The sequence below is a fragment of the Vibrio sp. JCM 18905 genome (assembly GCF_055393305.1).
This window is the reverse complement of sequence record NZ_AP043880.1, coordinates 526,764-541,178: the sequence shown is the minus strand read 5'-3', so window position 1 is coordinate 541,178 and position 14,415 is coordinate 526,764. Positions and strand designations below refer to the sequence as shown.

Annotated in this window: 14 protein-coding genes; 1 reads left to right on the top strand and 13 read right to left on the bottom strand. The window is 45.4% G+C overall.

The window, feature by feature from the left end; genetic code table 11:
• Nucleotides 1-98: 98 nt before the first annotated feature.
• From ACZ5ZC_RS19150 to ACZ5ZC_RS19090, 13 genes are all read right to left on the bottom strand, one after another.
• On the bottom strand, nucleotides 99-323 hold the full coding sequence (locus ACZ5ZC_RS19150; protein ID WP_039842641.1) for a prepilin-type N-terminal cleavage/methylation domain-containing protein: 225 nt from the start codon (nucleotides 321-323) through the stop codon (nucleotides 99-101).
• Nucleotides 324-393: 70 nt separating this feature from the next.
• The gene (locus ACZ5ZC_RS19145; RefSeq protein ID WP_317387724.1) at nucleotides 394-855 is read right to left on the bottom strand and encodes a prepilin-type N-terminal cleavage/methylation domain-containing protein; all 462 of its coding nucleotides are present in this window, start codon (nucleotides 853-855) and stop codon (nucleotides 394-396) included.
• Between the two features lie 291 nt (nucleotides 856-1,146).
• Complete coding sequence (locus tag ACZ5ZC_RS19140) at nucleotides 1,147-1,608, bottom strand: MSHA biogenesis protein MshF (protein ID WP_065274904.1); 462 nt, start codon at nucleotides 1,606-1,608, stop codon at nucleotides 1,147-1,149.
• Nucleotides 1,609-1,611: 3 nt separating this feature from the next.
• Nucleotides 1,612-2,835, bottom strand: a complete 1,224-nt coding sequence (locus ACZ5ZC_RS19135) for a type II secretion system F family protein (RefSeq protein WP_464932196.1) — start codon at nucleotides 2,833-2,835, stop codon at nucleotides 1,612-1,614.
• Nucleotides 2,836-2,843: 8 nt separating this feature from the next.
• The gene (locus ACZ5ZC_RS19130) at nucleotides 2,844-4,568 is read right to left on the bottom strand and encodes a GspE/PulE family protein (protein WP_464932195.1); all 1,725 of its coding nucleotides are present in this window, start codon (nucleotides 4,566-4,568) and stop codon (nucleotides 2,844-2,846) included.
• Nucleotides 4,565-5,659, bottom strand: a complete 1,095-nt coding sequence (locus ACZ5ZC_RS19125) for a tetratricopeptide repeat protein (protein ID WP_464932194.1) — start codon at nucleotides 5,657-5,659, stop codon at nucleotides 4,565-4,567. The genes ACZ5ZC_RS19130 and ACZ5ZC_RS19125 overlap by 4 nt, the downstream gene beginning before the upstream one ends.
• A complete protein-coding gene (locus tag ACZ5ZC_RS19120; protein WP_046873590.1) occupies nucleotides 5,656-6,501 on the bottom strand; it encodes an ExeA family protein in 846 nt (281 codons plus the stop codon). Before ACZ5ZC_RS19120 ends, ACZ5ZC_RS19125 begins: the two co-directional genes overlap by 4 nt.
• A gap of 44 nt (nucleotides 6,502-6,545) precedes the next feature.
• Nucleotides 6,546-8,189 (bottom strand): pilus (MSHA type) biogenesis protein MshL, encoded by a 1,644-nt coding sequence (gene mshL, locus ACZ5ZC_RS19115; RefSeq protein ID WP_046873589.1) that lies wholly within the window; start codon nucleotides 8,187-8,189, stop codon nucleotides 6,546-6,548.
• Nucleotides 8,190-8,209: 20 nt separating this feature from the next.
• Complete coding sequence (locus ACZ5ZC_RS19110; RefSeq protein ID WP_046873588.1) at nucleotides 8,210-8,542, bottom strand: hypothetical protein; 333 nt, start codon at nucleotides 8,540-8,542, stop codon at nucleotides 8,210-8,212.
• Nucleotides 8,535-9,185, bottom strand: coding sequence for a type II secretion system protein GspM (gspM, locus tag ACZ5ZC_RS19105; RefSeq protein ID WP_054868338.1), 651 nt, complete (start codon nucleotides 9,183-9,185; stop codon nucleotides 8,535-8,537). Before gspM ends, ACZ5ZC_RS19110 begins: the two co-directional genes overlap by 8 nt.
• Nucleotides 9,182-10,627, bottom strand: coding sequence for a hypothetical protein (locus tag ACZ5ZC_RS19100; protein WP_048626837.1), 1,446 nt, complete (start codon nucleotides 10,625-10,627; stop codon nucleotides 9,182-9,184). Before ACZ5ZC_RS19100 ends, gspM begins: the two co-directional genes overlap by 4 nt.
• An 11-nt stretch (nucleotides 10,628-10,638) precedes the next feature.
• Nucleotides 10,639-12,648 carry an RNase E specificity factor CsrD gene (csrD, locus tag ACZ5ZC_RS19095; protein WP_464932193.1) on the bottom strand — a complete coding sequence of 670 codons (2,010 nt, stop codon included), beginning with the start codon at nucleotides 12,646-12,648 and terminating at the stop codon, nucleotides 10,639-10,641.
• 242 nt (nucleotides 12,649-12,890) lie between these two features.
• Complete coding sequence (locus tag ACZ5ZC_RS19090; protein WP_012841367.1) at nucleotides 12,891-13,427, bottom strand: single-stranded DNA-binding protein; 537 nt, start codon at nucleotides 13,425-13,427, stop codon at nucleotides 12,891-12,893.
• A 277-nt stretch (nucleotides 13,428-13,704) separates the two neighbouring features.
• Between ACZ5ZC_RS19090 and ACZ5ZC_RS19085 the strand changes: the two genes are divergently transcribed.
• The gene (locus tag ACZ5ZC_RS19085; protein WP_065645062.1) at nucleotides 13,705-14,349 is read left to right on the top strand and encodes a LuxR C-terminal-related transcriptional regulator; all 645 of its coding nucleotides are present in this window, start codon (nucleotides 13,705-13,707) and stop codon (nucleotides 14,347-14,349) included.
• The last annotated feature ends 66 nt before the right edge of the window (nucleotides 14,350-14,415 follow it).

Here is a 14,415-nt window from a genome sequence, read left to right as displayed (position 1 = left end):
TTCGGCTTACAACAAGCGATTAAATTATAAGCAAAAAAGCATGGTGATTTTGGACTAAAATCACACTTCTTTTACGTAGCAAACAAGATTGCTCTAGGTTAGTTTTTCGATCTATCGATTTCTTCTTCAATTCGATCGTAGGTTTCTTTATTGCTCAGCGTTTCAGAAACGTGCTCAGCGGTTTGCTTGGTTTGCTCCCACTTCGCTTCGTAAGTTTCTGGTTCAAAACTGATAAATCTTGGTAATACCACATAACCGACTACACCTAAAATGACCAGCACAACCACAAACTCTATTGCACTAAGACCCGATGATTTACGCATATGAACTATTCCGAGATTCATCAAAATAAAGAGATAAAGGCCAGACTAGCTGGCCTTAAAAGACTGAGTCTTACTTACAAGCAGAACCTAAAGTTACTGTTGTCTTAGCTGCACTTGCAGCTGCAGTACCAGTAGCTTGAGAGTAAGTTACGATACACTCATTAGTAGTTTTTGCACCTTTAAAACCATAAGTAATGCTAGTGCCTGCAACACTTGCTACTACAGCCCAATCATCGTTTAAACCAGAAACAGCTTCACCAATACCACCTGCTGTAGCTGTTGGGTAACCATAAACTGTTTCAATGCCTTCAACATCTGTAGCCGTAGAATTTGCTTCTACACCATTAATCGCAGCTTTACCGTAAGTAATACCAGCACCACCTTCAATAGCACCTTTTAGACCTTGTAGAGATGAAGCTCGAGCATCATTTTGCAGGTTAAGGAAACGTGGGGCTGCAGTGACCGCTAGAATACCTAGGATTACAATTACCACTACTAGTTCGATAAGGGTGAAACCACCTTGTCTTTTCATTGTTTACTCTCTCTATGTAAGCATGCAGTACAACTGCAAAGTTTTGTTTAGGTCACGCGACCATTTTGGATATTGTCAAAACGGTTTGGGGCAGCAACGTTCACTAAAACTGACCGTGAAGTGGATACTGTATCTACCGCTTGAGCAGAATGACGATTCGCCATTATTCAGTTCATGCTGCAATGAGAAAAACACATTATTGTTTACCCTCTATTACAGCGTCTTACTTATGGTAATGATTGCATTATACCGACTTTCATTACCAATTATAGTGATTAGGTGTCAAAAAATTCACTCCGCCGACATTTCGACGTCTATTTTCAGTTGATTAGCTGTTGAAATAACTACAATCGACTGACCATTTTCATAAGTATAGTGACAGACATAACGATCAGTTTTGATGGCTCCACTGATATCTATTAACTTATTGGTCATTATTTTACGTTGTGGATAATGCACTGCTAGCCAATAACCACAATCTAAAACACCTTGTTGAGTAAAGGGAGACACTAGCCCGCCCTCAGTCATGGTGAGATTAAAACCATCCATCAGCATATGTTTTGGCTCGCCTTGTACTAACCAAGCTTGACGATAACGCTGAACACTATCTTGCATCCAAACTCTCGCCAACTTCGCTCCGGTCACTTGCGCCTGCTCGGTAACAGGACGTAATTTGACCGCCAAGCCAACAGCAATGATGGTAGCAATTACCCCAAAAACGATTAGCGTCGCTCGACTTTGATTTTCAACCACCAATTAGCCGCCTTTGATGATGTCTAGCATTCCCCACATTGGCAGGAAGATACCCAGTGCTAGCACCATGACCATGCCGGCGACAATCACCAAAAGTAGCGGTTCTATTCTTGCGGTTAGTGTTTTTAGATCGTAATCAACTTCTCTATCGTAAAAATCCGACACTTCTAGCAGCAGCTCATCAATACGACCGGTTTCTTCCCCTACTGCAATCATCTGAATCACCAAAGGGGTAAAGATTTTACTGTTGATGGCAGTCACTGAGATGGTGCTACCCGCTTCAATCGCGGATTTCATCTCAAGAATTCGATTTTCTAAAAAGCGGTTCCCCAGAGCTTCCCCGGCTAAAGCTAAAGACTGGTTAAGTGGAACGCCTGACTTCAGCATCAACGAGAAGGTTCTGGCAAAACGGGAAAGCTGCGCGCGATTAACAATATCGCCCACAATTGGAAGCCGAAGCCGAAACTTATCGAACTTTTCCCGACCATCAGCCGTCGCCACCCAAGCTCTGAAAACCGCAAACGCGCCAATCATTGCCACAATCAACAACACCCAATAATTAACAAAGAAATTAGAAGTAGCGATCAAAACACGCGTCGGCAGTGGTAACTCAACACCAAAGCGCGTAAACATCGATGCAAACTCAGGGATCACCAAGATATTCAATATAAACATGGCGATGGTAATAAAGATAACCACAAACGTCGGATAACGCATCGCCGCTTTGATGCGTTTACGAGTCTCGAGTTCCTGTTCGTAGTAATTTGCCAGTTGCAATAGCGCTTGATCGAGTCGACCCGTATTCTCACCTACATTGATCATAGAAACGAACAGTGGGCTGAATACTTTGCTGTGTTGCTGCATCGCAGAAGACAAACCTCGGCCATTACTCAGTTCAGAAACGACATCTTCCAGTGCCTCTTTGAGCTGTTTGTTTTCACAATTTTGCAGCAGGCCACGCATAGAACGCAGCAACGGTACGCCCGCTTTAGTTAAGCTAAACAACTGGCGAGAGAAAAGAATGATCACTTCCAATGGAATGGCTGGCACAAATAGCTTAGACAAGCTCACTTGGCTTTTTGCCGACTCTTTCTCTAACCGCACATTGAGCGGGATGATCCCTTTGTTCATCAATGCTTCCGCCGCAGCCTCTGAGTTCACTGCTTCGATTTTGCCGTTAGTGGATGAGCCGTCTAGCGTGCGGCCTTGATAACGAAAAGTTGGCATTCACTTACCTATATGAAAATGGGATCAGTCTTACCAGAAGCGTCACCCTCACCTAGGGTCATCACTTCATCCAAACTGACGGTGCCTTGTAGCGCCAGTTCCATTGCAGAAGCAAGCAGTGGCTTATAGTTTTCTGAGCGACGCGCGGCTTGGGCAAAGCCAACCGCATCATTGGCGCGCAATTTATCCATCATTTCTTGCTCAAGTTCGAGCATTTCAAACACACCAATTCGGCCTCGATAGCCAGTCAAGTTACAGTTTTGACAGCCTGCACCTTTATAAAAAGTGGTGCCCACTTGGTTTGGAAAACGCCCAGCTAACCACTGTTGGCGTGACTCGTCTAGATGGTCTTCTGTTTTGCAATCTGGACAAACACGGCGAACAAGACGCTGCGCCACCACGGCTCTGACCGCACTGGCAACCAAGTAACCCGGTGCGCCCATATCGATCATGCGTAACGCACTGTCGACAGCATCATTGGTGTGAAGAGTGCTCAATACTAAGTGACCCGTTAGTGCAGCTCGCAGACCAATTTCTACCGTCTCTTGGTCACGCATCTCACCAACAAGAATGATGTCTGGGTCTTGACGCAAGAAGGTTCGAAGCACACGCGAGAAAGTCAGATCGATCTTACTGTTTACCTGTACCTGAGTGATGCGAGGCAGACGGTATTCGACCGGATCCTCTGCTGTAATGATCTTTTTCCCTGGCTCGTTGAGCTCACTTAATGCGCCGTAAAGCGTGGTGGTTTTACCTGAACCTGTCGGCCCCGTCACCAAGATCATGCCGTGCGGACGAGCCAACTGTCGACGTAAACGAGCAAGCAAATCTGGCGGCAAACCTGACTCTTCTAATGGACGCAAACCAGCAGACTGGTTAAGCAGACGCATTACTACGGACTCCCCGTATTGCGTTGGTAGCGTCGACATACGAATATCGATTGATTGACCACGCACTTTGATATTGAATCGGCCATCTTGCGGCAAGCGCTTCTCAGAGATGTCTAGGTGCGCCATCAACTTCAATCGAAGAACCAAAGCCGATGCGATATTCACTTCATTCAGGATGGTTTCATGCAGTACACCATCAATACGCTGACGTAAGCGCAATATCTGATCGTCTGGCTCAATATGAATATCCGATGCCCCGACTTGTACCGCATCTTCAAACATGGAATTAACCAGCTTTACAACGGTAACTTCCTCACTGTCGGTTCCATCAATACCGTAATCGAAGCTTTGCTCGTCTTTATGCTCTTCATGCAACTGTTCCGCGAAAGAAGCGATCTCTTTAGTGCGGCGATAATAGCGGTCAAAGCTTGAAATGAGTTGGCGCTCTGAAGCCACAATGAACTCAAGGTTGTATTCACCTAGCAAATTCATCAGTGACTCTTGGATGAACAAATCCGCAGGGTCACTCATAGCAACGCGCAACGTGTTCCCATTTCGAGCAACGACCATCGCACGTAAGCGACGTGCGTGTACCTCAGGTAGAATCTGTACCGCTTCCGCATCCACAGGTGCGCGACCAAGATCGATCAATGGCAAACCAAGTTGTTGGGACAAGAAGTCCAACATTTGCTTCTCAGTAATAAAGCCGAGATCAATTAACGCATCGCCTAGCTTCTGCCCGGTACTACGTTGTGCGTTTAGTGCTTGCTGGATTTGTTCTTCAGAGACGATGCCTTCTTCAACCAGAAGATCGCCTAAGCGTTTTCTCAACTGAATTTTCATTGTGCATTCTCCAGTTGTTTCAAGATGCTCAAACGGTCGCGGATAAACGCTTGCGATTGATTCGAAATGCCAACTTTACCCAGAGCTTGGTTGTAAGAGTTGATCGCGGCGGTAAACGTCAGCGCGCGCTCTTGTTGAATCGCTAAACCTAGCCACCAGCGCGCATTTTCCGGCTCACGCTGAGTGAGGAGTAGATAACTCTCAAGCGCAATATCATTCTGCTTGTGTTTTTGTGCCAATGCCGCACGCATCGCCAAGTAATCTCGACTTGGCATTGGAGGCAAATGCACAAGCGGACTCAGCGCCGCTTCAGGTTGATTGGCTTTCACTAGCAACTTAGACAGAGCCAAGCGAAGTACTTGGTTGTTCGTGTCAAGGTTGATGCCTTCTTGGATAATCTCATACGCTTTACGCGTGTCGCCTTTGCCAAAGTACAACGCCGATAATTTTTGACGAGTGTCTGCATTCATTGGCTCATAACGTAACGCCTCAGCATAAGCTGACAACGCCGTTTGCATATCGTTAGCATCCAGTGCTTTTTCCGCTCGGCTAACCGCTTTAAGAGATAACTGTCGGTGCGTCAGCTCAACCTGCTCAATACGCATTGAACTGTTTTCTGCTGTCGTGCGGATTACATGATTAGATTGCTCATCGCTTGGCATCGTTGCCACTTGCGCGAGTAGCACTGCATCTTCAGAGACCGTATTTACGTCCGCTCTTGGCGTAAACCTATCAGTCTCTGGCATATGAAGCTGTTGCGCAGCCGGTTGTGTCACTGGCTTCGTGTAAACCACATGGGCTGTCTCGGGCGTCATTTTACTCGTTGGCGAATGAGTACGCTCTGATGATGTGATTGACGAAGCATTCACTGACGACAATGGCATGGTTTCTGTTTGAGCAGGTGAAAGCTCGCCTGAAGGGATAGGACCGCGAGAGACCGCCCAGCCGCCCACCGCAAGGCTTAACGAGAAACCGGCAACGAGCCAAAGCCAAGGTTTACTGCGTGAAACGTTGGGAATGTCCGCACGAGTAAGCTCTGACGGTGATGTTTTTTCAGCGAGTTCTGATAATGCTTTATTGATGGCACTCAAGGTTGACTCCATCCCCAAAATACGGGTGTTTTAAACTTAGGTTTACGGGCATCAAACGTATCGTGCATAGCTGCGTAAACGTGATGATTTTTTAATAGTGTGCAACGATCATTAAATGCCGCAAGCAACGACTTGTGGCTAATTTGGTTGATCAAACGTGGAATCCCCATGGATGAACGCCAAATCGCTTTTTTCTGCTCAATAGAAAAAATGTGCGCTCCATTGCCTGCCTTGTCTAAACGATTATTGATGTAAGCCACGCCTTCATCGATAGAAAGAGGACGCAGCTGACAACTAAACGTAATACGTTGACGAAACTGCCTTAGCTCGTGGCTGGCTAACCGCTCATCCAACTCAGGTTGTCCGAATAACACCAGTTGAATGAGTTTATCTTGTTCCGTTTCTAGGTTACCGAACAGACGCAATGTTTCTAAAGCTTGTGGAGAAAGAGCTTGCGCTTCATCGACGATCAAGACGGTTTTCTTTCCCGCAGAATGCACTTGAATCAGGTGTTCTTGAATGAGAGAAACAATACGTAGCGGGTCATCGTTCTCGATGCCTAACTCTCTGGCGACAGCAAACTGCAACTGCTCTCCATTCAAAACTGGATTGGGTAAGTAAATCAGCTCGACTTCAGATTCAATCTGCTCAATTAACTTACGACACACCATGGTTTTTCCGGTGCCGACTTCTCCCGTAACCTTAATCACCCCTTCTCCCATTTGCACAGCGGCTAAAATGGTTTGGATCGCCTCATAGTGAGGGACTAACCCCAAGAACATTTCTGTGTTTGGGGTTAACGAAAAAGGCTGAACTCGAAATCCAAAATGTGACAAGTACATACTCGAATCACAAACTCATTGAAAAACGGAACCTTTCCCCGCGCTTATTGCGCATCTGGGAACCACTCTTGCAGCAGATCACGAGAGCGCTCTAGCTCTTTCTGCCAAGAGTTCACACCAACTACGGTCGGTTTTAGCAAGATGACCAATTCTGTTTTCTCAGTCACGTTATTTACGTTGCGGAACAAATGCCCCAATGCGGGCACATCGCCCAAGAATGGGACTTTAGAAACAAGCTCACGATTTTGCTGTTTCATCAAACCGCCGATAACCACAACATCGCCATCTTTAGCACGAATAACCGAGTCTGATTCACGAATAGAGCTTTTTGCCAGTGGCAATTGGATGTTTTGGAACTCACCGCCCAAGTTCAATTTCTTCACTTCTTCCGAGACTTCAATAACCGCAGGGTGAACATGCAGGAACACATTGCCTTTGTTATCAATTTGCGGAGTCACATCGAGAGAGATACCTGAGAAGAATGGTGTTAATTCCACTTCTGGAACGGCATTTGAGTTTTCACCGTTGCCTGCATTGCTCGATAGCTCGGTAACAAAGTACTCATCGGTACCCACTTTGATGACCGACTTTTGGTTGTTGGCAGCGGTAATACGAGGGCTCGAAAGAACGTTCAAGTCACCTTGTGTAGACATAAAACTCAACACAGCATTGAAGTTGCCATCAGAGATAGTCACGTTGGTTTGGCCGCCCAATAGCGTGCCAATCGCATCCAACGGTGGTAATGCCGACGCAGGGCGGTTCACTACGACACTACCCGAGTTACCAATTGACGCCGATAAGTTCGACCAGTTGATGCCTTGTTGGTAGCCATCATTCAACGTCACTTCTAGAATTTTAGCTTCAAGAATGACCTGACGCTGCATGCGCTCCTGCGATACACCTAAGAACTCACGGACTTCTCGAATATCATCTGGAAACGCTCGAACCGTAATCACTCCTGCTTGAGGTGTTACGACAACGCTTTGTCCTTTGCCTGAACCAATTAGATTCGCAACGGCTTGCTGCAGCATCGGCCAGAAGTCACTTTCAGTGATGGTTTCGATGCGCGTACCGCCCGTAGAAGTCGTCGAGCTATCGCCGCTGTTACTTCCATTGTCAGAGTCTGATGAGTCAGAACTGTCTGAGCTACCGCCAGAATTAGACGTACCAGCCGAGGTCACTGAGCCCGTGACAATGCTCGTCAATGATCGACCAGAGCGTTTGAACTGGAGGTAATCAACAGGAATGGTTACCGTACGCATACCAGCAGGGTAGATTTGAATAACTTTGCCAGACTTCACCACATCATAGCCATACATGTTCTGTACAACGCTCAGGACTTCATCCAACGTAACATCTGACAAGTTGACGGTGATATTACCTTGTACCGCTGGATGAATCGCCACGCTGTACTCAGTGCCTTTGACTAGAGAGGCAAAAAAGCTTCGTGCATCGACCGCATTCGCTTGAATACGGAAACGCTTCGAGGTGCCTTGCTCTGAAGCAACATTCGAGTCTAAGTTAGGCATCAGGTCCGCTTCGACAGAAGAAGGAATTTCTTCTAACGTGCGGCTGTTCGCTTGATTGATAGATTCATTGAGCGCTTCTTTGACTTCCACTGGGTCACGATGACCCATTGAACATCCCATTAAAGAAGCAATCGTTATTCCTACAACTAATTTGCGCATATCTGATCAGGCTCTGGTTATTATTTTTTTACGTTTAAACCAAAAAGCTCTAGGTCCCACTGACGGTTACCACGCTTTAAAGTTACAAATTCACTATTAATGCTCGCGACGCGATAACCCTTAAATAGCTCGCCTTTTTCAACAAGCTTGTTATCCATAATCGCGACACAAGCAGTACTTGGCTTACACACAATACTGTTGAGCGTAGGCAGTCGGTACTGTTTTGCTTTTGGTTTCGCTGACGTTTCAACCGCAGGCTTTTCCCAGCCAAGTGGTGCCGTTGGATCTTGGTTCGCCCAAGCGGTTCCTGCCGCAGCCATGACAAGCAATGAGATGATGAGTTTTTTAACCACCAATAAACTCCTCTCGAGATCCTAGTGTGTAGACTTCCAACACAAGCTTCGCTTTCGGGTACTCTTCGACTTTGTAACTAAAGCTGCGCCAATAATAACTGGCAGGAAGGCTCTCCAACTTATTTAGATAATTGGCAATAGAAAAGTAGTCGCCAGTCAGCTCCATGCGTACAGGGTGCACGTAGTAACCAGAGTATTGCGATGCTTCTTTATCTTCCGTAATTGGCTCAGATGGCAAAGTTTGCAAAGACAAAAGGTGAATGCCACTTTGCTGCTCTAATACATTTTCCAGTAGCTCAGCCATTTGCGAAGGTGTAATAAGGTGTTCGATGATCTCCGCTAGCTGCATCGAAAGGTGCTGACTTTCTGTTAGCAGGTTAGATATCGCGCGATCAATCTCAGCGTTTGGATCTTTCTTCAGCTGCGCTTGAATACGTAGCGTGTCGATTTCAATCTTTTGATTGGCTTGCTTTAAATTGCTTAGTTGCCTCTCATTACTGATGATCTCGTTAAGCTTTGGTTCCAGTACCAGCGTAAAAAGCAACATGATCACGACAACTAAACCACACAGCGCGATAAGCACTTTTTCACGCGCGCTCATTTCGCCAAAGCGCTCTTCTAATGAGATCCAGAATTCGTTCATTTCTCTTTATCCTCGCGCGTTTTTAGTTCAAACGTCACAATATCCTTATCATTTCGGCCAATTTTGACGTCGTCAAATGTCCGGCCAACCAAGCTAATTTCATTTTTAAATTGGTTAACCCAACTTGGTACTGAGCTCGGCTTTTTCGCCAGTCCCTTCAGATCTAAGGTATGGTTATTGATTCGAATTTCGGACAAAGAAATTTCTTGGTTTCCTAGCTTAGCTAATGATTGCATCACGCCAGAGTAACCCGTGCGCTGCGAGTCATCGTATTTCCCGACGGCTTTAAGTGAGTCTCGCTTCGCCTTGACTTCACGCTCTAAGCGGGCTTTAGCTGCCAGCTTATTATTGTCGGGTTGATGCTTACGTAGCTTGACTTGATAGCGTTCAAGCTCTGACTTCATGATATCGCCTTTGCTTTTTACAATAGCAATTTCATCTTCTAAACCACTGCTCTGCCAAGTCACATAGCCGTAAGAGAGTAGAATGGCCGCAGCCGCGACACCCCAAGATAACGCGATATTTCTTAGTGTCAGGAGCTCTTTTTTCGGCTTTAAGTAATCAGGGTATAAGTTAACGCGTCGAGTATTAGAAGCCGCAGCAGCATCTGCTAAAACGTGTCCTGATAACTCATGTTCTGGTGGTAATAACGGAGAAACTTTAGTGCTTAAACGGTAGTTCAGAGACTGAACAAGCTCACTCTCATCCTCCTCATCACAACACACTTTCAATTGATGCAGCTGCACATGGCGCAACTGAGAAGAAAGATAATCAATCGAACGTTGCAGTTCTAACGAGAGGCTATCCATCTGTAACTCGCTAGACGGAACACCCGTTAACGGTGGCGTCACACTGCGAATCGAACGATGGAACGCGATAGTATTTTCGACAAAAGCGCTAATACGGAAGTGACCACGCACACTGCGTTGTAATAATAGGAAGTTACCTAGTTCACCTGCGGTCTCTCCCCAAATGTCGTCTTCAGGAAGAATAGCTTCTAATGGCAACTGGGCGCGACTGGCCAGTAACACGATCTTATCCAACATTTTTCGTGATAAGACGTAAGCTTGCACTTTGGTTGAATTGGGTAACTCTACCGCATCTGCAATGATGTCAACGGCACGCTCAGAGATCAGTTCTTTCAACAAAAACGGTAATGCTGCAGGCCATTCTTGGCGCGGCATGACAGGTTTGTCAATTTGATACATCTGATAATAGTTATGAGAAAGGACAACCGTCAGAGAATCATACGCACTCGCAGCAACGCTCAATGCTTGCTCTACGGCTTTCTCCCAATTGGATTCAGAAATATCAAATTGGTATGGGCGGCCACTTTTTATTGAAGATGATAAATAAACGGCGTCTGGCTGAATAACCAAAAAGCAGGAACGACCACCACCTGATGATCGTTTGAGCTTGTCGAGTAGTGCTTTGAAATCCATGATTATTATCTTTATTTTTTACGCCAGCGATTTCGTCTTCCCAATTTCACTTGGGATTCTGATTGAGAACTTGGCAATGCTTGTGGACGAGGAAGAAACTGCTGCTCTGCAGAAAAGTAGCGCCCTTGCCCACCATAAACCCCGAGCTCAATTAACGTGTTGAGCTCGTTTTGATTCTCAATTCCCACTGCTATGATTTTAGTTTTACTGTTTGCCGCGGCACCTAGCATGCTGCGGACAAATAGCTGGTTCTCATGTCGCTGGTCGATTTTTGCTACTAAACTGCGATGAAGTTTAAGGTAACGAATATCCACTTCTTTTAAATAGTGAGTGCTGACGATGGTTCGTCCAGCCTGCCCAACCATTAAGTGGCACCCTAAACCGGCCAGCATTTTAGCGACTGGTCGCATAAAGTCTAAGTGTCTTACAAATTGTGCTTCAACAAACTCAAAACTGAGACACTTTCTCTGTTCACGTGACAACTGTAAGAGTTCATCACGAAACCATTTAAAGTACTCTCGGTTAGAAAAAGGCGTTACATTCAAATTGAGCGCATACTCTCTCGAGTTATCAAAATTATCCTTAAATTCTCTTAAGAATTTATTAATAACTGACTTATCCATTTGCGCTTCATAACCAACCTGTCTGATCGCAGAAATAAACCGAGACGCTTTAACAATGCCATTCTCAGGATCGCGAATCCGACATGTTAACTCTTCATATAATGATTTTTTATGCGTCGCATCACTTATTGGGTGCACAGATTGTGCGTAGAGTATCACATTTTCTGGTGTAAGTGCTGTGTCAAATAACGTTCTCCACCTCACACTTCCGCGAGCTTCTTCATCGTGGTTCCATTTTTTGAAGCGACTCCAATTATTGTTATTTTGTAGTTGCGCACTACGCAAAGCTGTCTCTGCCTCATCGATGATTTGGCTGTGTCGCTCACCCTCTTTATAAGTAGTGATGCCTATATGGCACCAGTTGTCTGGGTCGAGTGGCTCTGGCGGAATTAATTTTTCTAACTGGCGAATGCATTGTGATGCCAAATTAGCCACATCTTTAGCACTTTGATGCGGCAGAAATAACGCAAAATCAGCATCGTAATAACGAGAAAATACAACATCAGGGTATCGCTGAACTAAGTTGGATAATAAACTCCCAACTTCAACAATAAACTCATCCGTAATTTGCTTATCTTGCTCTTCTTCAACCAGTTTCCAGTCTTGAATACGTACTAGCAAAACGGCGCCGCGAGCCCCACTTTCTAGTAACGCCGATTCCAGTTTGCTATCAAACAGCACTCGATTGGCGGTACCTGTTAACTTATCAAGGAAGGTTTGAGTTCGAATAAAGGTATCAAATCGGCTTCGCTCTTGACGCGCATCTTGTAACTCTTCAATTAATACATCGAGCGCTTCACTGGCAGTATAAGGCCATTCTTTTTTGTCACCTTTTGCATACTGCTCTACCCGACCAGCAAGGATCATCCTGCCTCGCTCTTCGAGCATTTCAGAGCCTTCTAATTGCTCCTTAAGCCACGCAACGCCGCGCATTAAACAGAAGATGATCAGGATAACGGCAAGCGTGATCGACCAAAGCGCCTGCATTGAGTAGCTGTAACCTAAGTAAGGCGGGATCGCTTTAAAATGAATCGTGTAATCTTGATTGTGAGTCAGTTGGTATTCTGTCTCAAACAAGACTGACGCTTCCATTTGATGAGAAGTATCTTTGAAGCGATAAACAACCGCATTGTTGGTCGACAATGTCATTTCGACAATATTGGAAGCCTGCAGCATTTTCGGTATCCAGCGCTGCATAGAATAAGCAGCGTCAGGATCTTCCATCTCCTTGTCGACCACCTCTACGATCCCTTCTAAATAATGGGTGAGATATTCCTGCCCAAGACGTTTAAAAGAGAGGGTGCCACCGACAAACAAGATAAACATGGCGCAGATGACGATCATGGTGACAAAAGCCACCAGCCGTGTGCTTAACTTAAGAGTTGGGGTATACCTCATGAATACCAAATTCCTTTTTTATTCATCATATACCTTATTGAAATATTTATACTTGATAAGAGTTCATCAAACAATCGGATTCGTCTGATAGTGAGAGGCTGGAGCATAAAGAACATCACACTCATTGATAAGTTTTATTGTTACGCCTAACCTTGCTGAGATAAGCCTTTGAGATCATTAGATAGTGACAATAAAAAAGACCGCGATATTCGCGGCCTTTTCGATTCAAGCATAAGCAGAATTTAGAACGGGATATCGTCGTCAAAATCCATTGGTGGCTCATTGTACTGCTGCTGTGGTTGCTGCGGAGCCTGCTGTTGTTGCTGTTGCTGAGGCGCATTGTACTGCTGCTGAGCTGGTTGTTGAGGCTGACCCCATCCACCTTGCTGCTGCTGTTGACCGCCCATTGGTGCGCCGCCACCTTGACCACGACCGCCAAGCATTTGCATCACGCCGTTGAAGCCTTGAACAACGACTTCAGTTGAGTAGCGATCTTGACCGCTTTGGTCTTGCCATTTACGAGTTTGCAGTTGGCCTTCAATGTATACTTGAGAACCTTTACGCAAGTACTCACCTGCTACTTCCGCAAGTTTGCCGAACAACACAACACGGTGCCATTCCGTTTTTTCGCGCTGTTCGCCAGTCGCTTTATCACGCCATGAATCAGAAGTCGCAATAGTAATGTTTGCTACTGCACCGCCGTTCGGCATGTAACGAATTTCAGGGTCGTTACCTAGATTCCCCACCAAAATAACTTTGTTAATTCCACGGCTGGCCATGATGTGCTCCGTTTCACTCTGGATATATAAAATTTTAGCGCATTAGAATAGCACGCTTTAATGTTTTGATTAAAGCCTAATACCATTGTGATCTAATGAGTCACCTACTAGAACCCAAATCGCATTTCAACTTACGCATGTAGCATTTTTGATTCGCTTTGCAGACATCGTTTCGTGAAGCTTTGAATTCGAACGCATTTATTCAGAAAAGCTATGGTTATAACCTCTCTTTAATGCCAACTTATGGCCTTTATTGAACGCTGGGAGATGTGAACACGTGAGAAAGTCGGCTTACGCAAGAAAGCTATTTCTGATCAGTATGGAAGATAATGCGGAAAAAAAGGTGGCGGCACTCGAAAAGTACATTGATATGAGTATCCCGGTGATTTCGACCGAAGCACTCATGGAAGCTAAGCCACAGCATCGTAATAAAATCCTACTGATCGACTTCAGTGAACATAAATCACTCGTTCAATCGATCAAAAACTTACCGCTGGTATGGAAGAACTTTGAAACCGTTGTGTTCAATGTCCCTAAAAGGCTGACCACGGATGAGCTTCTTTCATTTGGTCAATTAAAGGGGCTGTTCTATTCCGAAGATACGCTAGAGCAAATTGGAGAAGGGTTAAAGGGCATTGTTAACGGTCAAAACTGGCTGCCGCGTAATGTAACCAGTCAACTTTTACACTATTACCGTAACGTCATTAACACTCATACTGCCCCAGCCACGGTAGACCTAACCATTCGCGAGCTGCAAGTACTGCGTTGCTTGCAAGCTGGCGCATCGAACAGCCAAATGGCCGAGGAATTATTTGTCAGTGAATTCACCATCAAATCGCACTTGTATCAGATATTCAAAAAGCTATCAGTGAAGAATCGCGTTCAGGCTATCGCGTGGGCAGATCAAAACTTAATGTCATGATGCGATGCCGCGACTCTAATGACTGAAATGACGAGTCGCTCATCTTTTTTCCGCACTGAGTCTCAC